At 28.0% G+C, this 26,037-nt stretch carries 26 protein-coding genes; 4 read left to right on the top strand and 22 right to left on the bottom strand.

What is annotated here, in order from left to right; translation table 11 throughout:
* Positions 1–8 precede the first annotated feature (8 nt).
* The 3 genes from truB to BN854_RS04710 all read right to left on the bottom strand — a co-directional run bounded on the left by truB (position 9) and on the right by BN854_RS04710 (position 3,662).
* A complete protein-coding gene (gene truB, locus BN854_RS04700; RefSeq protein WP_026660172.1) occupies positions 9–866 on the bottom strand; it encodes a tRNA pseudouridine(55) synthase TruB in 858 nt (285 codons plus the stop codon).
* Positions 867–969: 103 nt separating this feature from the next.
* Positions 970–1,278, bottom strand: coding sequence for a thioredoxin (gene trxA / locus BN854_RS04705; protein ID WP_026660181.1), 309 nt, complete (start codon positions 1,276–1,278; stop codon positions 970–972).
* Between the two features lie 71 nt (positions 1,279–1,349).
* On the bottom strand, positions 1,350–3,662 hold the full coding sequence (locus BN854_RS04710) for an endonuclease MutS2 (RefSeq protein ID WP_026660189.1): 2,313 nt from the start codon (positions 3,660–3,662) through the stop codon (positions 1,350–1,352).
* Positions 3,663–3,718: 56 nt separating this feature from the next.
* On the opposite strand from BN854_RS04710, the gene BN854_RS04715 reads away from it, so the two are divergent.
* Entirely contained in the window at positions 3,719–4,579 is an 861-nt protein-coding gene (locus BN854_RS04715; protein WP_026660198.1) for a ribonuclease HIII, read from the top strand.
* A gap of 49 nt (positions 4,580–4,628) precedes the next feature.
* Here BN854_RS04715 and BN854_RS04720 read toward each other — a convergent pair whose 3' ends face one another.
* From BN854_RS04720 to BN854_RS04740, 5 genes are all read right to left on the bottom strand, one after another.
* Complete coding sequence (locus tag BN854_RS04720; RefSeq protein WP_026660207.1) at positions 4,629–7,337, bottom strand: glycoside hydrolase family 3 protein; 2,709 nt, start codon at positions 7,335–7,337, stop codon at positions 4,629–4,631.
* A complete protein-coding gene (locus BN854_RS04725) occupies positions 7,334–8,509 on the bottom strand; it encodes an ABC transporter ATP-binding protein (protein ID WP_026660215.1) in 1,176 nt (391 codons plus the stop codon). The genes BN854_RS04720 and BN854_RS04725 overlap by 4 nt, the downstream gene beginning before the upstream one ends.
* 71 nt (positions 8,510–8,580) lie before the next feature.
* Positions 8,581–9,153: a helix-turn-helix domain-containing protein gene (locus BN854_RS04730; RefSeq protein WP_026660224.1), complete on the bottom strand. Its 573-nt coding sequence runs from the start codon at positions 9,151–9,153 to the stop codon at positions 8,581–8,583.
* A 20-nt stretch (positions 9,154–9,173) separates the two neighbouring features.
* On the bottom strand, positions 9,174–9,359 hold the full coding sequence (locus BN854_RS04735; protein ID WP_026660234.1) for a hypothetical protein: 186 nt from the start codon (positions 9,357–9,359) through the stop codon (positions 9,174–9,176).
* Between the two features lie 200 nt (positions 9,360–9,559).
* Complete coding sequence (locus tag BN854_RS04740) at positions 9,560–10,045, bottom strand: hypothetical protein (protein ID WP_026660242.1); 486 nt, start codon at positions 10,043–10,045, stop codon at positions 9,560–9,562.
* A 180-nt stretch (positions 10,046–10,225) separates the two neighbouring features.
* Here BN854_RS04740 and BN854_RS04745 point away from each other — a divergent pair, with 180 nt between their 5' ends.
* Positions 10,226–11,110, top strand: coding sequence for an ROK family protein (locus BN854_RS04745; protein ID WP_026660250.1), 885 nt, complete (start codon positions 10,226–10,228; stop codon positions 11,108–11,110).
* Between the two features lie 74 nt (positions 11,111–11,184).
* Here the strand turns inward: BN854_RS04745 and BN854_RS04750 are convergent, their stop codons facing one another.
* From BN854_RS04750 to mvk, 11 genes are all read right to left on the bottom strand, one after another.
* Positions 11,185–11,655, bottom strand: a complete 471-nt coding sequence (locus tag BN854_RS04750; protein WP_026660258.1) for a nucleoside 2-deoxyribosyltransferase — start codon at positions 11,653–11,655, stop codon at positions 11,185–11,187.
* Positions 11,656–11,663: 8 nt separating this feature from the next.
* Entirely contained in the window at positions 11,664–12,788 is a 1,125-nt protein-coding gene (locus tag BN854_RS04755; RefSeq protein WP_026660266.1) for an ABC transporter permease, read from the bottom strand.
* On the bottom strand, positions 12,785–13,561 hold the full coding sequence (locus tag BN854_RS04760; RefSeq protein ID WP_026660275.1) for an ABC transporter ATP-binding protein: 777 nt from the start codon (positions 13,559–13,561) through the stop codon (positions 12,785–12,787). Before BN854_RS04760 ends, BN854_RS04755 begins: the two co-directional genes overlap by 4 nt.
* Entirely contained in the window at positions 13,558–14,145 is a 588-nt protein-coding gene (locus tag BN854_RS04765; protein ID WP_026660279.1) for a hypothetical protein, read from the bottom strand. The genes BN854_RS04760 and BN854_RS04765 overlap by 4 nt, the downstream gene beginning before the upstream one ends.
* Positions 14,145–14,789 carry a helix-turn-helix domain-containing protein gene (locus BN854_RS04770; RefSeq protein WP_026660289.1) on the bottom strand — a complete coding sequence of 215 codons (645 nt, stop codon included), beginning with the start codon at positions 14,787–14,789 and terminating at the stop codon, positions 14,145–14,147. Before BN854_RS04770 ends, BN854_RS04765 begins: the two co-directional genes overlap by 1 nt.
* A 188-nt stretch (positions 14,790–14,977) precedes the next feature.
* On the bottom strand, positions 14,978–15,955 hold the full coding sequence (guaC, locus tag BN854_RS04775; protein ID WP_026660297.1) for a GMP reductase: 978 nt from the start codon (positions 15,953–15,955) through the stop codon (positions 14,978–14,980).
* A gap of 82 nt (positions 15,956–16,037) precedes the next feature.
* On the bottom strand, positions 16,038–16,745 hold the full coding sequence (locus BN854_RS04780) for an acyl-[acyl-carrier-protein] thioesterase (protein ID WP_026660307.1): 708 nt from the start codon (positions 16,743–16,745) through the stop codon (positions 16,038–16,040).
* Positions 16,746–16,794: 49 nt separating this feature from the next.
* Positions 16,795–17,769 carry a type 2 isopentenyl-diphosphate Delta-isomerase gene (gene fni / locus BN854_RS04785; RefSeq protein ID WP_045959784.1) on the bottom strand — a complete coding sequence of 325 codons (975 nt, stop codon included), beginning with the start codon at positions 17,767–17,769 and terminating at the stop codon, positions 16,795–16,797.
* The gene (locus BN854_RS04790; protein WP_026660323.1) at positions 17,756–18,817 is read right to left on the bottom strand and encodes a phosphomevalonate kinase; all 1,062 of its coding nucleotides are present in this window, start codon (positions 18,815–18,817) and stop codon (positions 17,756–17,758) included. The genes fni and BN854_RS04790 overlap by 14 nt, the downstream gene beginning before the upstream one ends.
* On the bottom strand, positions 18,807–19,760 hold the full coding sequence (mvaD, locus tag BN854_RS04795) for a diphosphomevalonate decarboxylase (RefSeq protein WP_026660331.1): 954 nt from the start codon (positions 19,758–19,760) through the stop codon (positions 18,807–18,809). Before mvaD ends, BN854_RS04790 begins: the two co-directional genes overlap by 11 nt.
* Positions 19,750–20,697: a mevalonate kinase gene (gene mvk / locus BN854_RS04800; RefSeq protein ID WP_026660339.1), complete on the bottom strand. Its 948-nt coding sequence runs from the start codon at positions 20,695–20,697 to the stop codon at positions 19,750–19,752. Before mvk ends, mvaD begins: the two co-directional genes overlap by 11 nt.
* 222 nt (positions 20,698–20,919) lie before the next feature.
* Here mvk and BN854_RS04805 point away from each other — a divergent pair, with 222 nt between their 5' ends.
* A complete protein-coding gene (locus BN854_RS04805) occupies positions 20,920–21,363 on the top strand; it encodes a carboxymuconolactone decarboxylase family protein (RefSeq protein WP_026660345.1) in 444 nt (147 codons plus the stop codon).
* Between the two features lie 210 nt (positions 21,364–21,573).
* Complete coding sequence (locus BN854_RS04810; protein WP_026660352.1) at positions 21,574–22,467, top strand: pectinesterase family protein; 894 nt, start codon at positions 21,574–21,576, stop codon at positions 22,465–22,467.
* Between the two features lie 57 nt (positions 22,468–22,524).
* Here BN854_RS04810 and BN854_RS04815 read toward each other — a convergent pair whose 3' ends face one another.
* From BN854_RS04815 to BN854_RS04825, 3 genes are all read right to left on the bottom strand, one after another.
* Positions 22,525–23,031: a glutathione peroxidase gene (locus tag BN854_RS04815; protein WP_026660359.1), complete on the bottom strand. Its 507-nt coding sequence runs from the start codon at positions 23,029–23,031 to the stop codon at positions 22,525–22,527.
* Between the two features lie 12 nt (positions 23,032–23,043).
* Positions 23,044–23,517 carry a hypothetical protein gene (locus tag BN854_RS04820; protein ID WP_026660366.1) on the bottom strand — a complete coding sequence of 158 codons (474 nt, stop codon included), beginning with the start codon at positions 23,515–23,517 and terminating at the stop codon, positions 23,044–23,046.
* A gap of 95 nt (positions 23,518–23,612) precedes the next feature.
* Positions 23,613–26,036 carry a glycoside hydrolase family 94 protein gene (locus BN854_RS04825; RefSeq protein ID WP_026660371.1) on the bottom strand — a complete coding sequence of 808 codons (2,424 nt, stop codon included), beginning with the start codon at positions 26,034–26,036 and terminating at the stop codon, positions 23,613–23,615.
* Position 26,037: the final 1 nt, after the last annotated feature.

Raw genomic sequence — 26,037 nt, forward strand, 5'->3', positions numbered from 1 at the left:
CTTACTTCTTAGAAAAAATAGACTGGTTTATATTTTGTAGTATTTTTTTCTACTACATCATAATAAGCAATCCATTGTTTATTTTGGTCTACAACAATAAATGGTTCCTCAGTTACAATTTGTCTTTCATCTAGATAAACACCATTTTTTACTAATTTTATTAAATAAGGTGATAATTCTAGTTTATTACTTTTTTCTAATAATGACTGATCTGTTATTAAGTCTTTTTCTGTTACCTCATCAATTGATTTAGCGTCTTTCAGAAAATAAGTTCCTATTTGTGTTCGGTTCAGTTCTTTTAAGGTCCCTACTGTATTCACTTTTAAAGCAATATCTAAAGCAAGGCTTCTAATATAGGTACCTTTTGAAACATGAGCATCAAAAGAAAATTCATTATTCATTAATTCAGATGTTTGTTTTAATTGATATATTGTAACATTTCGTTTAGGGATATCGACTTCAATGCCTTTTCTTGCTAAATCATACATCTTTTGTCCTTTGATTTTAATAGCTGAATACATTGGAGGCTTTTGATCATATGTTAATCCATTATAAAAATGAATAGCATTTTTCAGTTTGTCTTGTGACACAATAATGTCTTTTTTTTCTACTAAATTACCGGTTATATCGTAAGTATCATATTTTTCATTTAGAATCATTACTGCAGAATAGGCTTTATCTAAGTCATCAAATAAAAAAGATAATTTAGTGGCATTCCCAACCATAATAATTAAAAGTCCTGTAGCAAACGGATCTAAAGTCCCAGTATGACCCACTTTTTTTAGATTAAACTTTTTTTTAATTTTAAAAACTACATCATGAGAAGTCATCCCAGAAGGTTTATTAATAAGAAAGATTCCGTTCATTTTCAATCACCTATACTATTATAACATTAAGAGAAGTATATTTATGAAATAAACTTTTTATATTTAAAATAAAAAAACATGCATCGCATGTTTTAATTATTTTTTATTTATATTGTTCGATCCAAGCTTCTAGCTTTTCACGTGGTTGGTAGCCGCTTTGTCTAGCTACTTCTTTACCATCTTTGTAAAGAACAAGTGTTGGAACGCTTTTGATTTGACTATCAATTGCTAAAGGACGGAATTTGTCTATATCAACTTTATAAACTGGCATCTCAGTCACTTCATTACTCATTTCTTCTAAAACTGGCATCAACATCTTACATGGCCCACACCATGTAGCAAAATAATCAACTAAAACAAGACCCTTGTTGTCAATTACTTCTTTGTAATCTTCACCGCGATATTCAATCATCGTTGGCGCCTCCTTCTTAATTTTCCTACTTTTATTATATGCTTTAAATCCTTTTTTTTCAAGCCTTACGCTTACTTTAGGCTTACAACTGTCACTCCGTTTAGCCCTTCTCCTTCTTTTCCGAAGCGATATGAGTCAACATAGGGTGATTTTTTCAAATATTCATAAACTGCATTTCTTACAGCACCTGTACCAAAACCATGGATAATTCTGATAAAAGGCATGTTTGCCAAGAAGGCTTTATCCATTGCCTTATCGATAGCATCACCTACTTCTTCGTATCTGTATCCTCTTAAGTCAAGTTCGATGGATGCATTTTTATTAGGAGTTTGTCCCTGAAGTTTAACCTTTTTTTCTATCTTAGTTTTAGTTTTACTTTGATTTTTTTCAAGTTCTAAATCATTTTTAGGAAAACTTAAAGTAAAACTACCAAATTCTACTAGATACTTATTATTCGTGATTTTTTTGACAATCCCTCTTTGTTGGTAGGATTTAATTAAGACAATATCATTTACCTTAATCTCTTCTTTATTTTCTAGTTTAGGAGTTGTTATTTCTTTATTAATTTGATGCTTAGCTTTTGCTAATTCAGGTTGACTTAGTTTTTCTTTTTGTTTCAGTTCTTCAATTAAAGAACTTGCTTGTGCTTTTAGTTCATGCCACTTAATTTCTTCTTTTTCTTTAACTTTTTTAAGTTCATTTTCAAATTCTACTTGTTGTTTTTTAAGTTCATTTTCATATGATAATTTAGCATTTAGTAATTCTTTTTTACTTTGTTCTAAAGATAATTTTTCTTCTTCAAGCATTTTTTTCTCATGATTCAGTCTATCAATCACTTTAGTTAAATCAGACTCATATCTTTTACTTAACTCAGTTGCCTCTTTGATAACTGACTCTTTTAATCCAAGGCTTTTAGCAATTAATAAAGCATTAGATGAACCACTAATTCCCATTTGTAGTTTATAAAGTGGTTTTAATGTTTCATGATCAAAAGCCATGCTAGCTGGAATAATTTCTTTATGTTCAAAGCCGTATTGCTTAATTTCAGAATAGTGGGTTGTTACTAGCAAAGTTACTTTGTGTTTTCTAATTTCATTTAACAATGCCATCGCAAGAGAAACACCTTCATTAGGATCTGTTCCGCTTCCAATTTCATCAATTAAAATAAGTTGGTTATCATCTAGGGTATCAATCATTTTTTTAAGTTTAACTAGATGTGATGAGAATGTAGATAAGGATTGTTCAATCGATTGTTCATCACCAATATCAGAAAATATTTTATGATAAATACTAAGTTCACTTTCACTATCTAGTGGAACTAAGATTCCTGATTGCATCATTAATGTTAAGAGTCCTACTGTTTTTAAAACAACTGTTTTACCACCCGTATTAGGTCCTGTAATAAGCATAATTGGTCGTTCTTTAGTTAATTTTAAATTCAAAGGGACAATCTTGTCTTTATCAATTAAAGGGTGTCTACCATTAATAATATGGATGTTACCATTACTATTAATTTTAGGAATACTTGCCTCAATTTCTATTGCATAACATGCCTTTGCATGAACAAAGTCAAGGTAAGTTAATTGTTTTAAATTTTTATATAAATTTTCTTTTTCTGCAAGAATATCGCTTGTAATAATCATTAAAACTCTATTGATTTCTTGTTGTTCTAAATTATTCAAGTGTTCTAAATCTTGAGTTGCTTGTCTAATATCTTCAGGCTCAATATAGATAGTTTGTCCAGTTTGAGAAACATCATGGATAATCCCATTAACTTTATTTTTATAAGTTTCTTTTATTCCAATACAATATCTAGAATTTCTTAGTACAATAACAGATTCATTTAGGTAACTTGAATATTTTGTTAAAAGTTTGCTTAAAACATCATTTATTTTTTCGTTTTGTTTTTTAATTGATTTTCTTATACCAAATAATTCTACTGTTGCTTGATCTTTAATTAAATTTTTATCATCAATATAGTGATCTAATTTTTTAATCAAGGTATCGTTATTTTCTAAATTAAATAGTTCTTCAATTTGAGTATATGATTTTTTATCTTTTATACGTTGGTAGTACTCTTTTACTTCTTTTTCTAGTTTTAAGTATAGTTTTACTAAGAGAATTTCTTCTAAATTTAAAAAACCTGTTTTATCACTTTTCTCAATCAAATAAAAAATATCAAAGTCTTGCACAAAAGGAACTTTACCATAAGCATAGTTTAATCTTAAAAGCTCATCGGTTTCCGCAAGTAACTTTTTTATTTTTGTTATATCAGTAATTGGGCTTAATAAAGTTATATGTTTCTTTGCAGTTTGCGTGTATGCATATTTCAATATTCTTTCTTGAATTTCCAAGAACTCTAGAGTTTTTAAATCAAAGGTCATTTCCTTAGCCTACAACTTTTCTTAATTTTATGTTATAATGTAATTGAGGTGTGTCCATGAAACATTATACAATGAATTTGTCTGAGTCTCAACTAAATCAATTAAAAAATGGTTATAGCAGTTTTATAAAGGCTTCTGATAGTGAAGCTGTCTTTTTTATTGCAGAGCATAATCAGACCACTATCACAGCTTTAAAAAATGGTAAAGTTACCATTGAAGGAATTGAAATTAATAATGAATTAGTTTTAATTAAGAATTTTTTAAATATTAAGGATTACGAGGCAGTTGGTTCTAGTGATGCTGGATCACTAGATGTTTTTGGCCCTGTTGTCATTTGTTCTACTTATGTCTCTTTGGAAGATATTGCTTTTTTAGAAACCCTTGATATCGGTATTCAAAGAACTATTTCAATGAAAAAAATAGTTGAGATTGCCCCTATTATAGCAAAAAGGCTTACTCACTCAATTGTCATACTAAAACCTTTTAAGTATAACGAGTTATCTAAAAATGGATTTAACATGAATAAGATTAAATCGCTTCTTAATAACCATATGATTATTAAAACAACGGCTAAAATTGATAAAACTATTCCTGTTATTCTAGAACAATACTGTAATCCAAATAATTATTTCAATTATTTAAAGGAAGAAAAATTAGTCTATAGAGATATTGAGTTTAGTGAAAAATCAGAAACTCCACATATTAGTGTTTTAGTCTCTTCTATTATCGCTAAGTATGCTTACTTAGTTGAGATGCATAGACTGAGTAAAAAACTTAATCTGAAATTGAAACTTGGTGCTACAAAAGATGTTGATGAACAAATTCTTGAAGTCGTTAATACTCATGGTTCTAAAGTTTTAATTGAAGTGGCTAAGTGCAATTTCAAAAACATCACTAAGCAAAATATTGAATTTTAACATTAAACAATCTACCCATTTTTAAAATTTGAGTAGATTGTTTTTTATTTTATATTTGATTCTTTTCAAGTTTAATTGATTCTATTTTTATGCGATCTGGAAGGATAATTTCAAGGGCATTGATGCCATTAATTAAATTTACTTGAGTTTGATAAAGATCTTCTTGTGACTGAATGAGTGTTGTTAAGATAACCTTTTTGTTTAATAAAATAAGAATTGTATTTTGTTCAATAAACTGAGTTATTTTTTTTATTTGGATAGATAGAGTTGTTTCTAGATATTTTTTAGAAATAATCTTATAATTGTATGGTTTTTCAATTTTAAGTTCTATTTTTTCTTCTAAAAAATCAATTTCTTCAGTGTATTCTAAGAGTTTTTCTACTTTGTTTTGTTTAATTTTATAAGTATCTACTCTTTCTTCTTGATAATTTACAGCTTGTATTATATTTTCTTTTTCTTGTTTTATCTCATATTTTGTTTCATCAAATTCGTTTATTAAATAGTTTGACTGATATTTTTTAAAATCTATTTCTTTTACTCTTAATTCTTTATAATCATCGTTGAAATTAAAAATATGGGTTGCTGCTAGTTTTAATTTAGAAATAATAGTTTCATCATTTAAGTTTTTAATAACATTATGCTTATGCGTTTGAGCATCCTCAACTACCATGTAAAGATCAGTTCCAGCATCGATCATCGAAATAGTATCTGTTTTATTATTATCATTTAAATATGACCACCAATCAGTCATTACAATCCCTTTAAATTTCCATTCATCTCTTAAAATTGTTGTCATTAAATCTTTATTAGAGGCTGCATAATAATTATTGATTTTATTATAAGATGCCATTACAGCATAGGCACCATTTTTTATTGCATAATAAAAACCTTTTAAATAGATTTCTCTTAATGCTCTTTCAGATACATATACATCTATTTTTGTTCTCAAAGTTTCTTGATTATTTAAAGCAAAATGTTTTAAAACACCGGTTACTCCTGCTTTGTTTAATCCTTTTAGTGTCGCACTGGCCATCATCCCCGTTAAAAAAGGATCTTCACTGAAATATTCAAAGTTTCTACCATTTAAAGGATTTTTTTGAATATTCATCCCTGGAGCTAATAGTAAATCTATCTGATAGTTATTCATTTCATGACCAACAAGTTGATATAACTCTTGAATTAAACTTAAATTAAAGGTTGATGCCAAAAGAGTCCCAATAGGAATTCTTGTAGCATAGCTTCCATTATCCATTCTAATGCCTGAAGGTCCATCTGCACAACAAAATAACTTTAACCCTTTTTCTTTTAAACTTTCTGTAATACCGCCAAAGGCTGAAGCTGTTCCAGGAGTAACTTTCTTACTATACATACCTTCACCTAAAATGATGTTAGATAAATCTTTTTTAGATAGTTTAGATACATTAGGATGTATTTTTTCTAAATTTACTTGTTCTTGTTCTAGTCTTTTATCCGGTGTATCTTCATAAATGATACTGTTGTTTTTATTACTTATTCTTTTAAATTGTATTTTAGATGGTATTGAATAACTGTGCTTTTCTATAATAATATTTTTCTTTATTATAAACGTCTTAACTAATTTCATAGTTCTTGCACAAGTACCTATGTAAAGGTTATACTTACCTTTTTCTATTACAAAACTATTCTCACTTAAAAGTCCTATATCATCAAAAGTCGCAAAGTCTTTTAAATCTATATTATAGTTGATGATTTGTGATTCTTGTGGCTTCAAATATTTTGTTTTAGAAAATGCTATTAATTCTACTAAAGGTTTACCGATTAAGCTATTTTCATGATTCAAATAGACTTGTAGAACTTCTTTTCCAAAGCATTTCCCAATATTCTTTATTTTAGCAGTAAAACTGATTTGGGTATTATTAATTATAAAATCGCTACTTTCATAGCTAAATTCAGTGTAACTTAATCCATAGCCAAAAGGATATAAAACTCTATCTTTTTCAAACGTTTCAAAATATCTATAGCCAACATAAATATCTTCATTATAAAATATTTTTTTGTTAGATGAATCATATTCATTTTTTGGGTAATCCTTAATACTTTTCGGGATTGTTATTGGCAATTTTCCACTAGGCGTTATAAGTCCTGTGATGATATCAGCAAGCCCATACATTCCATCTTGTCCTGCATGCCAAAAATAAAGAATAGTAGAAAAATCATTTTCTTCAAAAAAAGTCATATCAATGATATTTCCTGTATTTAAAATAATAATGATTTTATCATAAATTTCTTTAATTCTTAATAACATTTGTTCTTCTATCTTTGTTAACTTGTAACTACCACTTTTATTCTGATTATCCTTATCTTCACCAGCAGTTCTGCCTAAGATAAAAATCGCAATTTCTTCTTCTCTTTTATTTTCAATGATTAAATTTTTACTTATTAAATATTCTTTTTGAGACCATGGTTCACTTTTCCATGATCCGTCGCCATGATTAAACGGGTTTTTAATTTCCCAATCAGTATATAAATCAATGAATTTTTTGTTTAAATCTATTTTTGGATATTGACTAAAAACTTCAATCATATTTTCAATATCAGTTAAATTGACTCTTCCGCCCGATCCTGTACCACTATAATAATGATGAAGCTGCATTCTACCAAAAAGAGCTACGTTACTTATTTTTAATGGTAAAATATTTTGATCATTTTTAAGCAAAACAATTCCTTCAGTTGAAACCTTTCTAGTAAATTGTCGTAATACTTCTAATGGTTGACTCATTTTTTATCTTTATCATCTTTTCTATTTTTTTTAAGTCCTTTAGGTTGATCCGAAAGAGAGATCGGTTTATCATTTTCATATCTTAATCTTAATTGTGTTTCAGGATCAAAAAAATATATTTTTGTTGTATCCATCAAAAGTTCTATTTCATCATTCATTTTAACACCAGCACGAGCTTTGATGCTTGCACATACATTATAATTATTCAGTTGCATATAAATATTAGTCCCTGAACCTAGAAGTTCTGAAACGTCTACTGTACCTTTAAATTTAGTTTCATTTAAAGGAAAGTCAGATACGCTGTATAAATCTTCTGGTCTAATACCTAAAATAATTTTTTTATTAATAAAATCAAAATCTTTTAGTTCTTTTAACTTTTCTTTTGGTAATTTAAGTATTTGGTTGTTTATTTCAAATTCCCCTTTTTCATTCACAACAACATCGATAAAATTCATAGGCGGTGTCCCAATAAATCCAGCAACAAACATATTTACAGGATAGTCATAAACATTTTTTGGCGTATCAATTTGTTGAACAAAGCCATCTTTCATCACAACAATTCTATCAGCCATTGTCATTGCTTCTATTTGATCATGTGTTACATAAATAGTTGTTGTTTCAATTTTTTTATGGAGTTTAATTAATTCTCCTCTCATTTGAACTCTCAACTTGGCATCTAGATTAGATAACGGTTCATCCATTAGAAATACTTTTGCATCTCTAACAATCGCACGACCTAGTGCAACACGCTGTCTTTGCCCTCCAGATAATGCCTTAGGTTTTCTTTTTAAATAAGGTGTTAAACCTAATATTTCAGCCGCATCATTTACTTTTTTAGCGATTTCAACTTTTTTAAATTTTTTAAGTTTAAGACCAAAAGCCATATTATCATATACGCTCATATGGGGATATAAGGCATAGCTTTGAAATACCATAGCTATATTTCTATCCTTTGGAGCTTTATCATTCATATATTCTGAATCAATTTCTAATGTTCCACTTGTGATATCTTCTAATCCTGCAATCATTCTTAAGGTTGTTGACTTACCACATCCCGATGGTCCAACAAGTACGATAAACTCTTGATCTTTTATTTCTAAATTAAAATCATAAACAGCTTGAACACCATTCGGATATACTTTGTTAATTCCTTCTAACTTTAAATTTGCCATTTCAAATCCCTCCTATTTTATTAATTTAATTATATCGTTTTATAGAAAATAAAAAATGTGCAGTATGCACATTAATTAGTAAGTAAAGTATATATTAAAAAAGCATCTTTAAATATTCTTATATTGAAACCTGTTTTTAGATAAAATTTATCGATTCTTTGATTAAGCGTATTCCTATGTAAAAATAATAATTTAGCTGCTTCAAGTGCATTTTGATTCTCTTCAATATAAGTTTTAATTAAAATAAGCGTTTCTTTATCATAGTAATATTCAGCTAGTATGATTTTTTTTAATGCTTTATTAATATTTTTTATATTTTCTTTTAGAATAATTTGATTATTTATATAATAATATTTTTGATCATAGTGAATAATTTCTTTTTTTATATATTCTATAACAATAAAAATTTCTTGTTTATTTTTATAATAGGCAGATTCATAGACAATCACATCACCATATAAATCATTTAACATACTAAAGACTATTTCTTTTATGAGTGAATCATAATCATTTTTAAAATATAAAATCATCTCATAATCAAAAATTTCATAGGTTAAATTTTCTAACAGTGGAGAAAAAATATCATAAATAATTTGAGCATTTTTCTTAATTTGAGTATTAGATCTAATATAAAGAAATCTCATAGGTTCTTCCTACTCTTTTTCTAATTCTTTTTTATTTTTCTTTCTTCTAGCATTTTCAATGTTGGTCTTAAAAAGAATATAAGATAAGTCATAACAACTACGATAATACAGTATATAATGATAATACTTGCGTAGGTTCCATTATATTTAGATAATAACTCAGGGTATAAGATACCTAATTCACTTTCATTTTCGTAATTTTCCATTAAATTAAAATTTTTAATATTCCCATTAAAGGTTGTTGAAACTTGTGTCCCCTCTTTTTCTATAAAAGTATCTTCACTGTTAAAGTCATCCTGATGCTGAATTTTAAATTTAGGGTAATGTGTTGGTTGTTCGTTTTCCTTTTTACTAAAATCATAGAACAGTAATTCTATGTACTCAATTTTAGTTGATACTTTTTTAACTATTTTTCACTTTCATTATTTTCATAGTGAAAATGAACTAAATCATCTTTCTTAGTTTCTAAAAATATCAGTGGCATAAGCTTATTAATATCTAATTGATAATAACCTTGAATAATTTTTTCATCACCTTCCATTTTTAAATTAAGTTCAATTTGAATATGTTTAGATTCTAATTGCATAGATACATTGTGTATAAAAAATGCTAGATAGCCACTTTTTTCTGACTGAACGTGGTAAATGGAAAAATCTAGGCTTTCTTCTTGTTGTTTATAATTAATATGATATATTGGTTTTTTTAAATAATCTTTCACTTGGTTTGCTGTCATAAAATGAGGAATATATTCTTCCATATTATTTTCTTTTAAATATGGTATTGCATTTTCTTCATAATAAGTTGCGTTTTTTTTCATTGCTGCATAGTCAAAAATAATAAGTGTTATAAATCCAATTACTAACAAATATACTAACCTAAAAATCCATTTCATTTTAGTTCCCCCATATCTATTGATATTTTCATTATAACACACTATAAAAACTTAAAAACTATGTTTTCGTAAATAAGTAAGCGTTTTCGGTGATTATCGCTATTTTAGCTTCTTTATTTTCGATATTCTTGTTTTTACTCGTATTATTTATTATAATAATCTTAAAGTAGAGGTGATCTTATGAATTTATACTTAACATTTGATATTGGTGGAACAGATTTAAAATATGGTATCATTACTGAAAATGAAACTTTACTCTTTCAAAGTATTACTAAAACTAATGGAGACCTTGGAAGTAAAGTTTTAATAGAAAAATTAAAATCTATCTTTCAAAATCTATCAACAGAATATAATATTAAAGGTATTGCTATTAGTACAACTAGTTCTATCAATACCCAAACTACTGAGGTATTAACACCCAGTATTTCTATTAAAAACTATCTTGGTTTAAATTTTAGAGATGCTTTAAAAGATTTAAACTTACCCATCAGTGTTCAAAATGATGTTAAGTGTATGATTCTTTGTGAAAAAGATTTTTTACCTGAAAATAAATATAAAAATATACTTGCAATCACTTACGGAACTGGCATTGGTAGTGCACTCATTATTGACAATCATTTATATCATGGCTTTTTATATAGTGCTGGCGAATGTGGGAAAATGATGATGTATAATAGCACCTATGAGGGTCTAGCTTCTACTAACTCATTAGTAAAGTTTGCTAAAAAAGTATATCCTCATATTCAAAATGGCATTGATGTTTTTTCACTCTATGATATTAATGATGAAAAGATTGTGCCTATCGTAAATAAATTTTATGATAATTTAACGACTGGTCTAGCAAATATGATTTATATTTTAAACCCAGATCATATTATTATCGGTGGCGGAATAACTAATAGAGGTACCCAATTTTTAAATGAAGTTTATTCAGCTTTAGAGCCTAAGTTATGGGATTACTTTAAAGGAAAAATATCCATTAGTCTTGCTAAAACTAAAAATAATGCTGGTATGATTGGTGCTTTCAAATTTTATAAGAGCATCTTTAATACCAAAAATGAATAAATAGTATTATATTATACTAAGCAAAATAAAAGCATGATTTCCAAATCTTTTGGTTCATGCTTTTTTTATGAGTTTTATTTTTGTTGCTTTAAAAAATCAACTAATTTTGTTCTACTTAAAAATATTTTTCCGTTTTCTTTGATTGCCCCTACTACAAATAAATTAACATAGGCAAACTGGTTTTCAAGCGGTTTTTCTAGTAATTCTTTTTTTGAATCAATGATTGTTTTACTACTTTCTCTAGAATCTGTATATAAACCATATATTTTTTTGCCAAGTGCAGCCATATAGCCAATTTCAGCACTCACTCCTGGATCAATTGTTATGCCATCTAATACTGCAACAATTGCATCTGACTGATCTAAGTGAAACTTATCACCTTGGTAAATTTCTTTTGAGTTAGCTGACTTTGTTTTATCATTAATACTAAGGTTTCTTTGTGGTGCATAGACTTCATGTCCACTTGTGGTAATATCATCTATTAATATTTCATTATATAAATATTCTGCTTCTGAAAATAAAGCATTTGCTAAATAAATTTTCATAAATCCTCCTATTTTGAAAACATCACTTTTTCACTGTTAAACATTCTTGTTAAAATGTATATTAGTCCTGCTGATATGATTAGATTAGATACGATCATAATAACCATATGAGTTAGATTAAAATCAAATGAGAAAATTGCTAATAATATTTGGGCACTATTATATAAAGGAATCATATAAAGATATGGATTACTAGCAGCCACTGGGGAAATAAATGTTGTCATTCCAACAACCATTGAAACAAGCATCAAAGGTAGAGCGAGCATTGAAGCCTCTTTTACATTTTTGGCTTGTGCTGAAAGAATTGAAATCATTCCTATAATGACTAGCACAGTAATCAATAAAACACCTAAGACTGACATATAATCGCTTACGCTATATGTTAAGGAAAAATTTGTAGAAGCAAGCATTTTTGGAAGTGAGAAAATTACTCCTATAAAACTTGATATTGCAGATAGCATAGTTAATATAGATAATGAAATAATTTTACCTAAAGCTATCTCGCTTCTTTTCACAGGTGTTGCTAATAAAGTAGCAATCGTGCCACGTTCTTTATCACCAGAAATTGACTCTGGTCCTAATGCCATCGCACCTTGAAATAAAAAGGTCATAATAAGAAATGGTAGTATATATGCTATAGATGGTGCAGTTTGGGAAGTATTATTAGCTAAATCAGAGGCTAGGTTAAGTTCGTATTGTTTTCCATCTATGATCACTTTTTCTAGTGTTTTAATTGTATTTTCACAATATAAATAAGCTGTTTTAGATTGAGTATTTGATGAATTATATAAAATAGTCATTTGGTCATTTTCCATTTTAATAGCAACATCTAAATTACCATTCTTTATTTTTTCTTCTAAATCCTTATTCTCAAAACTAAATGAAATATTTCCAATATTAAATAAGTCAAGCGCTTCTTTTTGATTTAATACTTCTGTTATAGAACTATTTTCTTCAACATAAATTCTCACAGTTTCAAACTTTTCATTACTTGTTCTATTAAAAGCAGTTCCCATTAAAGAATATAATAAAAAGATCATTGCGCCAGGTAAAATTAAAACAGTAAGAATCATTTTTTTATCTGTAAAAACTCTAGAGAGTTCTTTTTTCATAATAGTCCAAATGTTTTTCATATTGTTCTACCCTTTGCCTTTGCGTATTCATCAAAAAAGATACTTTCAATATTTTTTTCTTTTGTTAATTCACTAATTTTTCCTTCTAGAGCCATTTTTCCATCAATAATGATGCCAACTCTATCACATACTTTTTCTACTAATGAAAAAATATGAGTTGATAAAATAATTGTATAGCCTTTATTCTTAAGTTCAATAATTAAATCAGTAACATCTTTAGCAGTTAAAACATCTAATCCGTTTGTTGGCTCATCAAAAATAATAATTTTAGGGTCATTTACTAATGAGATAGCAAGTGATATTTTTTGCTTCATACCAGTAGATAAATCACCTATTTTAACTTCAGCAAATTTATGAATCTCAAATTTATCAAAAAGGTGTTTCTTGCGTTCTTCTCTGACTTCTAGTGGAACTTGATAAAGATCACTATAAAAATTAAACATATAATTTGGGGTAAAAAACTCTTCTAATTTTAATTCACTTGTTAAAAAACCTATTCTTCTTCTAATTTCAGTTGGATCTTCTTTTGATGATATACCACTAACTATAATATCACCTTCATCTGGTTTAATAAGTGTTGAAATCATTCTTAATGTTGTTGTTTTTCCTGCACCGTTTGAACCTAAAAGTCCGTAAACTTCACCTTCATAAGCAGTAAAACTTAACCCATTTACAGCTATTTTTTCTTTATCTGTTGTTTTATCGATTCTTTGTTGCTTTTTTGATAGTTTAAAAGTCTTTTTTACATTTTTAATTATTAGCGTTTCTATCATTTTATATTACCTTTAGAAATACTATAATTTAAACTATCTATTACAATATTTTTCACAACTATACTGCTTGAAAAACTAAAATATGTATAAGATTCATGATTGATAAGTGTTATGGGTTGATTATCAACAGAAACAGTTTCAATTGTTTGAGGGATATAAATAAAGACTTCTTTCTTTGTTGTAAGCATATAGCCATATAAAACATTTTTATTTTCATAATCTATAAAACTGACTACTTCTAAATCATTATTCTTAGTATAAAAAAGCCAATATTTTTTATAAATGTTAGGTTCATAAGTTATGATTTCAGTATTAGTTTTATCTTTTTTAGTCTTTTTAGCTAGAATAACTGAGTACCCATCTAATTCTATTGGTTCTGTTATTTCACTACTCATATTATAAAAGTGATCAAACTTATAGGATAATGTTGCGCTAAAACTAATTGATCCAATAATAACAAATAAGCCTATTGTAATAATATATAAGAAAAATTTAATTAACCCTTTTTTCTTTTTAAAAATGCTATATAAAATTGTGTATGCTAGAATGATTGATAATAAAATTAATTCTTTTATCGTAAACATTATTTTACTCCTTTAGTAAGTATTTGTAATTTATACATTTTTCTAGTTGAAAAGATATAGTATAATCCCATAGCAAATGTAATCAGTAAAATTGAAAAATATCCTACGTATGCTGCTTGAAATTTATCAATAATAAAAAATAGTAGTGAGATAAAACCAATGCTAATTGGATATACTAGCATCTTATAATAGTTTAATTGTTGTCTATATTTAGCTTTTAAGAAGAATAATAGCATGATAACAATAATAATGATACAACTTATAAAATGAATCCATAAAGAAATATAAGGAATAATATAAGTTCCCAAATTAACTTTTGGGGTAAATAAGAAAGCCATTGCATTCATGTTTTCATATAATGGTAAAAAGTACCCCAGTAAAACTGCCATTGTCATAAATAATAACATCATAGAAGTATTCTCTAATGTTGAAACACTTCTTTGCACAACAAAGAGGTTTTGTCCTTCTTTTTCTGGTATTTTAAGCAATTGAATTAACCTTTGCATTTCACTATCACTTGGTATTAATCTGTCTGCTTCCCAATATTCAATTTTTTTTCTTTTAGCTGGAAATTTTGCAGCTAACTCCTCAGTAGATAGTTTAGCTCTACTTCTGTATTTTGAAATCAATGTTCCTAACGTCATTATATATCACCTAAAAATATTATAACATTAAAATCTATATTTTAGTATTTCTTTTTAGCTGTAACTAAGCAATCTTTAATGTTTAAATTAAACAATATATCTTAAAAAAAAGAAAGAATGATTAGTTCTTTCTTATCGTTTTATTTATTAAAATAACTCTTATAAGTATTTGTATTATTTCTTATGCTTTATGACCAATCGCCATTAAAAATTGAATTTTTTACAATCACATAATCTACTTTTCTAATAGATTCAATATCTTTACCACCTGCATATGAGATAGATGATTGTAAATCTTCTTGCATCTCTTTTAAAGTAGCTGAAATTTTACCTTTTGAAGGGATAAGTATTTTCTTTCCTTCTACGTTAATTCTTTCACCTTTTTGATATTCTGAAGCACTGCCGTAATATTCTTTCATGGCTTGCCCATCTTTAATAATAATCTTACCTGGTGATTCTTCATGTCCTGCAAAAAGAGAACCAATCATACATAAAGTAGCTCCAAATCTAATTGATTTAGCAATATCGCCGTGATTTCTGATTCCACCATCTGCAATTAACGGTTTTCTAGCAACTTTTGAACAACGGTTTAAAGCAGCTAATTGCCATCCACCAGTACCAAATCCAGTTTTTAACTTAGTAATACATACTTTACCAGGTCCAATACCAACTTTAGTTGCATCTGCACCAGCATTTTCTAACTCTCTTACTGCTTCAGGTGTACCTACGTTACCAGCAATTACAAACGTTTCTGGTATTTCTCTTTTGATATGTTGAATCATTTCTATTACGGCATCTGAGTGTCCATGAGCAATATCTATTGTAATATAGTCTGGAATTAAATTTTCATTTTTTAATTCAGTTATAAACTGATACTCATTATTTTTAACACCTACACTAATGGATGAAATTAAATTAGATTTTTTCATTGTTTGAATGAATTCTTTTCTATTTTCTTCATCAAATCTGTGCATGATATAAAAATAACCGTTTGATGCTAGCCAAAAAGCTAATTTATCATCTATAATTGTCCCCATATTTGCTGGAACAACTGGTAATTTAAATGTATGTTTACCAAACTTAACGCTTGTATCACATTCACTTCTACTTTTAACTATACACTTGTTGGGAATTAACTGAATATCTTCGTAATCAAATATTGTCATCTTTAGCCTCGCAATAATATATTTGGTTTAAAACCATATTTATTATACACGAATTACACTTATTTTATTTGTGTAAATGATTTCATCTAAATTCAATAATTGCACAATCATCATTATTCTCATTTTTTATAACCACAATATAAAAACTTTCTTCTTTATATAATTCTGCGTGTATCACTTCTTTATATAAAACAGGTTTCTTATATTCTGCTCTAAAATTACCAATAGTATAATTTTCTGGTAATAAGCTTTCCGCAAAAGCTATATAAAATGCATTGTTCATATGTAAATAAGAATCAATATGCATAATATCTACTGTGATATCTGCCCCACGAGAAAGATAATTATCTTTGTTATATCCAATTTTCCTTGGTAAGTATTCCATATCATATCTAGTTTCTTGATCAAGTGTATCAATAATTTCTTGATTAATTTTAGTTGGTCTTAGCGTATCTAGACTCATAAAAGTTCCCAAGCAGTATGTTTCAGCAATCACTTCTTTTTTATCATTATAGATAATAGTATTTCTATATCCAAAATAACCCTTAGTATCGTATGGATAAGTTTCAATATGTAAGGTATCAAATAATTTAGGCCATTTTTTTATATTAACTTGTCTAAATGACAAATAAATACCTAAATTATTGTCTTTTAAAGATGTGCTAAATTCACCTAACTGATCAATATGTAGTCCCTCTACATCTTGCAATATATTAATTAAATCAAAAAGCTTCAACTTATTTGAAGGACCGATTTGACTGCTAAGTATTTGATAAGTTGTTTTATACATAAGTTTCCCCTTTTTTGTTTTTATTTATTTTACCAAAAAAAAGTCATTTTTAGTCAAAATATTGAACATTTCTTAAATCTTTAATATTATTTACATTTAATAAAATCATAACTTTCTTTATATCACTAATAAGTTCATCAACTTTTTTAATTTGTTCATCCCATGCTAATTGTATTGTTTCTAGGAAAAATTTGGATAAGCCCACCGCACAAGCTCCTAGAACAAGTGACTTAACAATATCAAGAGCACTTCTAATACCACCTGAGGCAATAAAATTAGCCTTTTCTTGATATTTTTGACTATACTTTAAGGATTTGACTGTAGAAATTCCAAAGCCTTCTAAAAAGCCATCATTTCTATTAACTCTAGCGTTTTCTATTTTTGCAAAGTTAGTCCCGCCATTACCACTAACATCAATATTAGAAACACCCAGATTAATCAAAGATGCTATTGTCTTTTCATTCATTCCAAATCCAACTTCTTTGACAATTAAAGGAATCTTTATTTCTTTTGCAATAAGAGCAATATTATTTTTCCAATGTTTAAAATTTCTATCGCCTTCTTGCATAGCTAATTCTTGAACAGGATTCAAATGAATTTGAAATGCTTGAGCATGAATCATTTGGCTTGCCTTTAAAACATCCTCATAAGTAGCATTAGCTGATAAATTTCCAATAAAAAAGCCATCAGGATAAATATCATGAATAACTGAAAATGTATCTTGAACACTTTTGTTTTCAAGAGCTATTTTTTGTGATCCAACTGCCATTGCAAGTCCGTAATGTTTTGCTAATTTTGCCAGTTTTTCATTAGCTTCTTTCGTTTTTTGTGTTCCACCAGTCATTGCATTAATATAAAATGGATATTTAAATTGGCGATTAAAATAACATGATTCTAAGTTAATATCATTAAAATCATATTTAGGCAATGACATATGCTCAAAGTGTATTTGATCAAAATCGTTTGTCCCAGTCTTTTGAGTTAAAGCAAGCGCCATATGTTTGTCTTTTCTAATTTCTCTCATTTTTATCACTCCATACTTCTAATTTTAATGGTTTAATGTCGCTGTTTTGCCAATTTTTAGCTATTTTTTCTTCTATTATATGAGAAAAATTATTTTGAACAACACAAATACCACAATCACCACCACCTGAACCCGAAACTTTCGATACTAAATTAGAGTTCTTTGAAATTTTATTTAACATTGTTAGTTCAGGTGTCATTATTTTTATCTCTGACCAGTTTTCTAACTCATTTAATAAATTTTGATAATCTTCTGTTAGTTGATAAATCTTATCCGTATTATTATCAATTAAAAGCTCTTTTTTAAAAGCTAATACTATTTTATTAGCCTTAGCTAAAAAATCTTTATACCAACTATCATTTAAGTTTCTACTTTCTAATTTTTGAATAGTATCACTACTAGATGAAGCTTTTTTAGTCCAACCAACAAGCACCCTATAATTTATAACAGGAAGTATTTCAATTTTTAGACTAGGCCACTCTTCTTCAATCAGTTCAAAAGCACTCTTATCTTTTTGATATAACCAAGCGAGATCATATTTTTTATAATAAACCCATCCAGTGTAAATAACTGTTGCTAAATCTGCTCCAGAAGATAAATCATTAATTTCTAATTGAGTCATAACAGCTAATTTAAATAATTCTAATTTTGTAGGTCTAACTTGATGTAAGTTTAGAATAGCTCTTAAAACACCCACTAAAGAGGCGGCTGATGATCCTAAACCATACTTATTACCTTGTTCTTCAAGTTCACTATTTAACTTTATATTATATGTTTTTGGTTCTATTTTAAGATGATTCAAATACTTATGAGCCATAAAAATGGCAGCTTTAACATGCTTAAAATCTTTATAATCTAAAACAGGTATTTTATCCTCATCTAATATCCATCTAAAATGACCTAGTTCACTTTCAAATTCATAATTTGAGTTCTCGGTAATATCGACATATATAAATTTTGATACACTTACTAAAATCGCAGTACTTTCTTTAGAAAGGATACTAAATTCACCTGCAATAAATAGTTTGCCTGGAACTTTACTTTTCATATCCACTAACTCCTAATCCTGCTTTTGAAACTTTATATGAAACAGGTTGTATTTTTTCAATAATAGTATCTACATACTTTTCTTCTGTCATAATTTTTATATTGGGTCCAGCATCCATTGTAAAATAGGCTGGAATTCCATTTTTTTGTAATTCATATAAAATATTCATTATTTTAATTGTTTCTGGGTTAAAGTACCATTTACCAATAGATAAAATAGTCGCATGCATTTTTAGTGCATTACTTTGTGCAATTTCGCCCACTTTAAAAATATCTTTTTCATAAAGAGCTTTTTTCATCATGCTTAAGTCTTTTTTAGACTCTTTTACCCATTCTTTATAAAAAGGTGATTTTTCTACTGTCTCTTTCATTGTTTGACTACTTAAAAACTGTTTTTCATTTTCATCAATTAAACAAAAAATCATTCTAAAACTATCCCACTTTACTGAAAGTGGTTTTGCATAACTGGTCTCATGTGATTTTCCAGCTTGCCACATAACAAAACCAGGGTAAATAGATCTTGAAGCAGATCCTGAACCTACTCTAGCAACTTTAGATAATTCTTTTTTATTTAGTTTAATCCCATAAGCTAAAAGTGCTGCTTGTGCTAACGCTGCAAATGCTGATGCTGAAGAAGCTAATCCTGCCGCTTCTGGCACTTTATTAACAGATTCTATTCTAGCATAAAAAGGAATATGATATTCCTTTCTAATCCAGTCCATAAAGTTAGCAACTCTAGCTAACTTGTTTTTCTCTTGTTTTATACCATTAATATATAATATATCTTCATTAAGAGTTTTGTCATAAAAAACTGTTGTTTCAGTATAAAACTCTTCTAGTGTTAAAGATAGACTCGACTGAAAGGGTATTTTTAATTCCTCTTGTTTTTTTCCCCAATATTTAATTAAAGCAATATTTGTATATGCTCTTGCCTTAGCTTTCATTGATAACTTCCTTTAAATGATAAAACCAAGTATTGGATGCCCCGTTTTCTTTTAGTGCTTCTGCAACTGCCTTTGCCTTTTCTAAAGATTCAACAACAGCAATCATACAACCGCCTTTGCCACCGCCTGTTAATTTAGCACCTAAAGCACCTGAAGCAAGTGCCGCATCTACTAACTTCTCTAGCCCTTCATCACTCACATTGATTGATTTTAGTAATTGATGAGCTTCAGTGAGGGCCATACCTAGTCTTTTTACTTCATTAGAAATTAAATAACTTCTAACTTCGTTGGTTAATTCTCCTAATCTATCTAATATAGGATTAATAATAGTTGGATTTTCTTTCCATAATTTTTTTACTTCTAAAATAGCTTCTTTAGTTTTACCCATTCTTCCAGTATCAGCAACCACTAATATTCCATCTACACGTAATGGGATATAGGTTTTTTCTGAGTCTTTTTGAAAGAAGATTGCATCATTAGAAACAACCGTTGAACTATCTATTCCACTTGGATTAACGTGGTGAATTTGTTCTGCAATGTTAGAAAAATATTGAAGTAATTCATCTGTTAAAATTTCATTATATAAATTAAATAAAGATCTAACAACCGCAATCGATACAGCAGCTGATGATCCTAAGCCTCTTTGGGCAGGTAATTTAGAATCTATTCTAATATGCAAACCAAATGGCTTTTTACCTAAATACTCTAATACTGAAATTACTAATTTTTTTATTCCCTCTATAACTAAATCTGCTTCTTCTAATATCCCTTTATAGTATAAACAATCAATAGTTATAGGACTATTTGTAAAAGAAACATAAGATTCAATTTTAACTTCTTTAAATGGTAATGCAATGGCTGGTTTTCCATAAACAACTGAATGTTCACCCATTAAGATAATTTTACCATTTGCAAATCCATATCCTAAATGATTCATATTGATTTTCCCTTCATATAATTGCGTATATATTATATCATATTAAGGTATTTTTGTGAGTCATGTATGAAAATTTTTAAAATCTCTTGTATTTATAACTCTAAACTGAATGAGAAAAACTTATATTTCAAACAAAAACACTTCATTAGAAAAATTCATATACCAAGCATAATAGACAGCTTCATTATATAATGAAATAAAAAACAAAAGGAAGTGCATAAAATGAAAAAGAAAATTGATTACTATACGTTAGCAAAAGATAAAATGGATATTATTCTAAAACTTGAAAAGCAATTAGAAAATACAACTATTAGCGAAAAAGTATTAGATTATATAAAAATAAGAGTATCACAATTAAATGGCTGTGCTTATTGTATTGGTATTCATACAAAAGATGCTAGAAAAAAAGGTATCACTGAAGATGAAATCTATTTATTAAATGCGTGGAGAGAATCAAATATTTATGATAAAAAGACTAAGTTAGTACTAGAACTAGCTGAAACAATTACACTAGACATACAACATGGCATATCAGATGAGCTATTGGATCGTCTAGATGAAGAATTTTCAGATATAGAGTATATAGATTTGGTTTTATCTATTAATCAGATTAACATGTGGAATAGATTATCAATTGCCATGGGAAATACTTATAATAAAACATAAGTATCTATTAATTGTCAATTAGAGTTTCTTTTTATCCTGTTTAATAATTTAATTATCTCTAAAGTGTTTATCCAATATTTAAAAATATTATAATGAAATAGTATTTATAGTAAGTTTTCTCTATGCTTTTACACCTAGATTTATCGCCTTAACTTGTAAAAATACAAATTGAGAGTTATAATATTTATAATAAATGAAATGAGGCAACTTATGAAAAATATCTTAGTAAACGAATCACAGTCCATTCAAAAAATACTCGATGACAATTTGAATGAACCCCTTATTCTAACTTTAGAACCTGGTTTTTATAAGGAAAAATTATATATTAAAAACAATGACTTAACAATTATTGGTAAAGATCCTGTCAAAACCATTATTTGTTATAATGACTTTAACTATAAGTTTCATGAAGATGGGCTTTTCTATAATACTTTTAGAACATCAACAATCGATGTTATAGGAAAAAATGTTACATTTAAAAATATAACAGTTGAAAATGCTGCTGGTCCTGCAATGAAGAAAACAGGCACTGCAGTTGCCTTAAGTATTTATGGTACAAACTTTAAAGCTATCAATTGTCACATAAAAGCACACCAAGACACTCTTTTTATAGGACCACTTCCAGTAGATTTAGCTGAACGCTATTTTCATATTCTAACACATGAAATGAGACATACTCATCTTGTAGAATCACTTTTTGTAGATTGCCAAATTTTTGGTAATGTCGACTTTATCTTTGGTTCAGGCATAGCCATTTTTAAGGATTCTGAGATTCATATCATAAATGTTGATGCTCATGGTTATATCACTGCACCTTCTACTTATGAAGCTTTTGAATATGGTTTTATTTTTAAAGATTCACGTATTATTAATCATTGTGATAAAGAAGTTTACCTAGGTAGACCTTGGAGAGAATTCGGTGCTACTCACTTTATTGACTGTCATTTCATAGGTTTATATAAAGAAGAAAGATATACTGACTGGGATAAAGAACATATTAGATTCTTTGAAAGTCCTTATGTAACATCTAAACTTTCTAATCCATTAAATGATTTAGAGTTAGAAAAAGTAAATAAATATATCAATGAAAAACTAAATCATTAATAAAATAAAATCCCCTGTAGTATCATTTTAGATTGATAACTACTTGGGATATTTTTATTATAATAATTCTTCTATATAAGGTTTAATCATATCAGGTGTAACATTAGGGGCAAATCTTTTAACTACATTGCCATTACGATCTATTAAAAACTTAGTAAAGTTCCACTTAATACGTTTAGTTGTTTCTTCTTCTAAACTTCCATCCTTATTTTTAGTTAATTGAACAGGAAGTTGTTCTTTCAAATAATCAAATAGAGGACTTGCGTCCTTACCATTAACTTTTACTTTTGAAAAAGTTTCAAATGTTGTAAAATAGTTTAATTGACAAAACTCTGCTAATTCTTCATCTGATCCAGGAGCTTGCATTAAAAATTGATTACACGGAAAATCTAATACTTCAAAGCCTTTATCTTTATAGTCTTGATAAAGTGATTCTAAACCTTCGTACTGCTTAGTATATCCACATTTGGTTGCTGTGTTAACTACTAGAAAGACTTGTCCTTTATATTTTTCTAATGATTGATTTTCTTGTTTAATATTTTTCACTTCATAATCATAAATCATGATTTTTTCCCCTTATTCTTTAATAGTTAAATAAACTGAAGTTAATGCTGCTACCCCATTTAACCCAACAGCAACATACACTGGCCATTGTAATACCCAATCAATAACACTTTCATTACCACCAATAATTGTATCTAGTTTAACACTAATATATTGTGGCATAGTAACTAATAAAATTGCTGATCCAATAAATACTACAGCTGATACTAAGTAACCTAGTCTTTTTCCAGAAACCATTATAAATATAACACCTAATGCTGGTAAAAAGTAAGCTGCTAATGCTAGGAAATTAAACTCTAATTTTAATTCAGCTAGCCCTCCTAATTTACCTATATTCGCACCAAATGTTGCTTCAAGTCCAGTAAAAACTGTGTCACTATCTTTAGTTGCTATAGCTCCTAAAAAAATTGACAGAACTGCTAAAACACCTAAAATCACTACGAAAAACTTAATCATTGATGCATTACTACTATTTCTTTTTGCCATTTTAACATCCTTCTTTCTTTTTTTTAATTATATCACAGACCTTTACAGAATTGTTAAAAAAGGCAAGTTCATCTTAAACCGCCTTTCATTTAAACTTATATTATATATTTAGTTATTTCATACACCTTTTGTTTATTATTTAACTTAATTAAAATATTATCTTTCTGTTTTTTACCATCTACTACTAATTGCTGGTTCATTTTTTTATCTCTAATAATCTGAATATTAAATATCTTATTTCTAAAAACGCGTTTAACTGTTATGTTATCTAAATGTTTAGGTAAGACTGGATCAATAATTAATCCATCAAAATCTGGTCTTACACCTAAAATATGTTGGCTAACTGCGACAAATGCCCATGAAGCAGTTCCTGTCAAAAAGCTATTCTTAGCTTCTCCATAAGTCTTAGAACTTCTGCCAGAGATTGTTTGACTATAAACATATGGTTCAGTTTTATGAATATCACTTTTATCTTCTATAAACGCTGGTGCGTTTTTAGTATATAAAGCATAAGCATTTTCTCCATCCTTTATTTTAGTAAAACCAATGACAACCCAAGGGTTATTATGACAGAAGACACTACCGTTTTCTTTTTGTCCTGGTGGATATGAAGAAATCTCCCCTAATTCTAAGTAATATTTTGAATAAGGTGGATAAAGTAATTCCATTCCATAATCATTTTCTAAGTATTTTTTAGCACTCATGAGTGCTTTTTTTGCATATTCTGACCCGCCAATTAATGCCATTGTACAAAAACCTTGTGGCTCAATATAAATTTTACCTTCTTTATTTTCAGCACTACCTACTTTATTGTAATTAGCATCATAGGCTCTTAGAAACCACTTACCATCCCAGCCATGATCTATCACACTTTTTTCCATTTGAAGCACTTTTTCTTCTATCCTTTTAGCTTCATTAAGCAAGTTTAATTTCTCACAAATTTCAATATACTCTCTTCCATATTGAACAAACATTCCCGCGATAAATACACTTTCAGCTTTTGACTGAATATTTTCAGTTGTTTGAAAGGATTCCCCTGGGTTTGTTGAGTAGCAATTTAAATTTAAACAGTCATTCCAGTCAGCCCTACCTATTAAAGGTAGGCCATGTGGACCTAAGTTATTAAGTGTATAATCTATACTTTTTCTTAGGTGGTTAAGTAATGTATCACTGTCTTCTACTACATTATTAAAAGGTACCATCTCTTTTAGAATTGAAAAGTCTCCTGTTTCTTTTAAATAAGCACTTGCCGCACCAATTAACCATAAAGGATCATCATTAAAGCCTCCACCAATATCAGCATTGCCTCTTTTTGTAAGTGGTTGATACTGATGATAGGTACTACCATCTTTAAACTGAATTGAGGCTAAATCAATGATTCTTTGTCTAGCTTTATCAGGAATCATATGTACAAAACCTAAAATATCTTGACAACTATCTCTAAATCCCATTCCACGACCGGTACCACTTTCAAAAAAGCTTGCTGATCTACTCATATTAAAAGTAACCATACATTGATACTGATGCCAAATATTTACCATTCTATCAAGCTTTTCTTCACTAGATGAAATTTCATATTTAGATAATGTTTCATTCCAAAAAGTGTTAAGTTTTTTAAATTCTTGATTTACATAATCAATATCTTCATATTTTTCTATTTGTTTTAAAACATTTCGTTTATTGATGAAACCTTTTTTATCAAATTTGCTATTTTCCTTATTTTCAAAGTAACCTAATTGATAGACTAATTCCTTTTTTTCATTAGGTTTTAAGTCTAAGCTTACTTCTAAACTAGCAATCGGTGAACCTCCATATGTGATACTATTCTTACTTTTTCTTGATAAGACTACTTCAGGCTTATCATATCCCTTATACGCTCCTAAAAATTGGTCTCTATTTGTATCAAATCCACTTATCTTTTGATTAACATGATAATAAGCAAAATGATTTCTTCTTTCTCTATATTCTGTCTTATGGAAAATAGTCTGTTCGGTAACTTCAACTTCTCCAATATTTAAATTTCTTTGGAAATTAGTTTGATCATCAACTGCATTCCATAATGCCCATTCTGTTAATCCATAAATTTTGATATTTTTATTTTCATTACTCAAATTCTCGACTATTACTTTATGTATTTCAACATTATCATTTAATGGAATGAAATAAGTAACAACTACTTTTAAATTATTTTTGACACTAGTAATCACGGTATATCCTAAACCGTGTCTTGTACTATATTCATCTAACTTATTTTCTAGAGGAAAGTAACCTGGATTAAATGTTTCTTTTCCATCACAAATGTAATAATACCTTCCCCCAGATTCTTTTGGTACATTATTATATCTATATCTTGTAAGCCTTCTTAACTTGGCATCTTGGTAGAAGGTATACCCTCCACCAGAATGAGAAATCAAGCCATAATATCCATTATTTCCTAAATAATTAATCCATGGTAGTGGTGTTAATGGATTGGTGATTACGTATTCCTTTTTTAAATCATCAAAATATCCATATTTCATC

The organism is Alteracholeplasma palmae J233 (assembly GCF_000968055.1).
Lineage (GTDB): Bacteria > Bacillota_I > Bacilli_A > Acholeplasmatales > Acholeplasmataceae > Alteracholeplasma > Alteracholeplasma palmae.

Coding starts and splice junctions, on each gene's coding strand:
- truB (WP_026660172.1), bottom strand. CDS start 866: ATGAACGGAATCTTTCTTATTAATAAACCTTCTGGGATGACTTCTCAT.
- trxA (WP_026660181.1), bottom strand. CDS start 1,278: ATGATTGAATATCGCGGTGAAGATTACAAAGAAGTAATTGACAACAAG.
- BN854_RS04710 (WP_026660189.1), bottom strand. CDS start 3,662: ATGACCTTTGATTTAAAAACTCTAGAGTTCTTGGAAATTCAAGAAAGA.
- BN854_RS04715 (WP_026660198.1), top strand. CDS start 3,719: ATGAAACATTATACAATGAATTTGTCTGAGTCTCAACTAAATCAATTA.
- BN854_RS04720 (WP_026660207.1), bottom strand. CDS start 7,337: ATGAGTCAACCATTAGAAGTATTACGACAATTTACTAGAAAGGTTTCA.
- BN854_RS04725 (WP_026660215.1), bottom strand. CDS start 8,509: ATGGCAAATTTAAAGTTAGAAGGAATTAACAAAGTATATCCGAATGGT.
- BN854_RS04730 (WP_026660224.1), bottom strand. CDS start 9,153: ATGAGATTTCTTTATATTAGATCTAATACTCAAATTAAGAAAAATGCT.
- BN854_RS04735 (WP_026660234.1), bottom strand. CDS start 9,359: ATGGAAAATTACGAAAATGAAAGTGAATTAGGTATCTTATACCCTGAG.
- BN854_RS04740 (WP_026660242.1), bottom strand. CDS start 10,045: ATGAAATGGATTTTTAGGTTAGTATATTTGTTAGTAATTGGATTTATA.
- BN854_RS04745 (WP_026660250.1), top strand. CDS start 10,226: ATGAATTTATACTTAACATTTGATATTGGTGGAACAGATTTAAAATAT.
- BN854_RS04750 (WP_026660258.1), bottom strand. CDS start 11,655: ATGAAAATTTATTTAGCAAATGCTTTATTTTCAGAAGCAGAATATTTA.
- BN854_RS04755 (WP_026660266.1), bottom strand. CDS start 12,788: ATGAAAAACATTTGGACTATTATGAAAAAAGAACTCTCTAGAGTTTTT.
- BN854_RS04760 (WP_026660275.1), bottom strand. CDS start 13,561: ATGATAGAAACGCTAATAATTAAAAATGTAAAAAAGACTTTTAAACTA.
- BN854_RS04765 (WP_026660279.1), bottom strand. CDS start 14,145: ATGTTTACGATAAAAGAATTAATTTTATTATCAATCATTCTAGCATAC.
- BN854_RS04770 (WP_026660289.1), bottom strand. CDS start 14,789: ATGACGTTAGGAACATTGATTTCAAAATACAGAAGTAGAGCTAAACTA.
- guaC (WP_026660297.1), bottom strand. CDS start 15,955: ATGACAATATTTGATTACGAAGATATTCAGTTAATTCCCAACAAGTGT.
- BN854_RS04780 (WP_026660307.1), bottom strand. CDS start 16,745: ATGTATAAAACAACTTATCAAATACTTAGCAGTCAAATCGGTCCTTCA.
- fni (WP_045959784.1), bottom strand. CDS start 17,769: ATGAGAGAAATTAGAAAAGACAAACATATGGCGCTTGCTTTAACTCAA.
- BN854_RS04790 (WP_026660323.1), bottom strand. CDS start 18,817: ATGAAAAGTAAAGTTCCAGGCAAACTATTTATTGCAGGTGAATTTAGT.
- mvaD (WP_026660331.1), bottom strand. CDS start 19,760: ATGAAAGCTAAGGCAAGAGCATATACAAATATTGCTTTAATTAAATAT.
- mvk (WP_026660339.1), bottom strand. CDS start 20,697: ATGAATCATTTAGGATATGGATTTGCAAATGGTAAAATTATCTTAATG.
- BN854_RS04805 (WP_026660345.1), top strand. CDS start 20,920: ATGAAAAAGAAAATTGATTACTATACGTTAGCAAAAGATAAAATGGAT.
- BN854_RS04810 (WP_026660352.1), top strand. CDS start 21,574: ATGAAAAATATCTTAGTAAACGAATCACAGTCCATTCAAAAAATACTC.
- BN854_RS04815 (WP_026660359.1), bottom strand. CDS start 23,031: ATGATTTATGATTATGAAGTGAAAAATATTAAACAAGAAAATCAATCA.
- BN854_RS04820 (WP_026660366.1), bottom strand. CDS start 23,517: ATGGCAAAAAGAAATAGTAGTAATGCATCAATGATTAAGTTTTTCGTA.
- BN854_RS04825 (WP_026660371.1), bottom strand. CDS start 26,036: ATGAAATATGGATATTTTGATGATTTAAAAAAGGAATACGTAATCACC.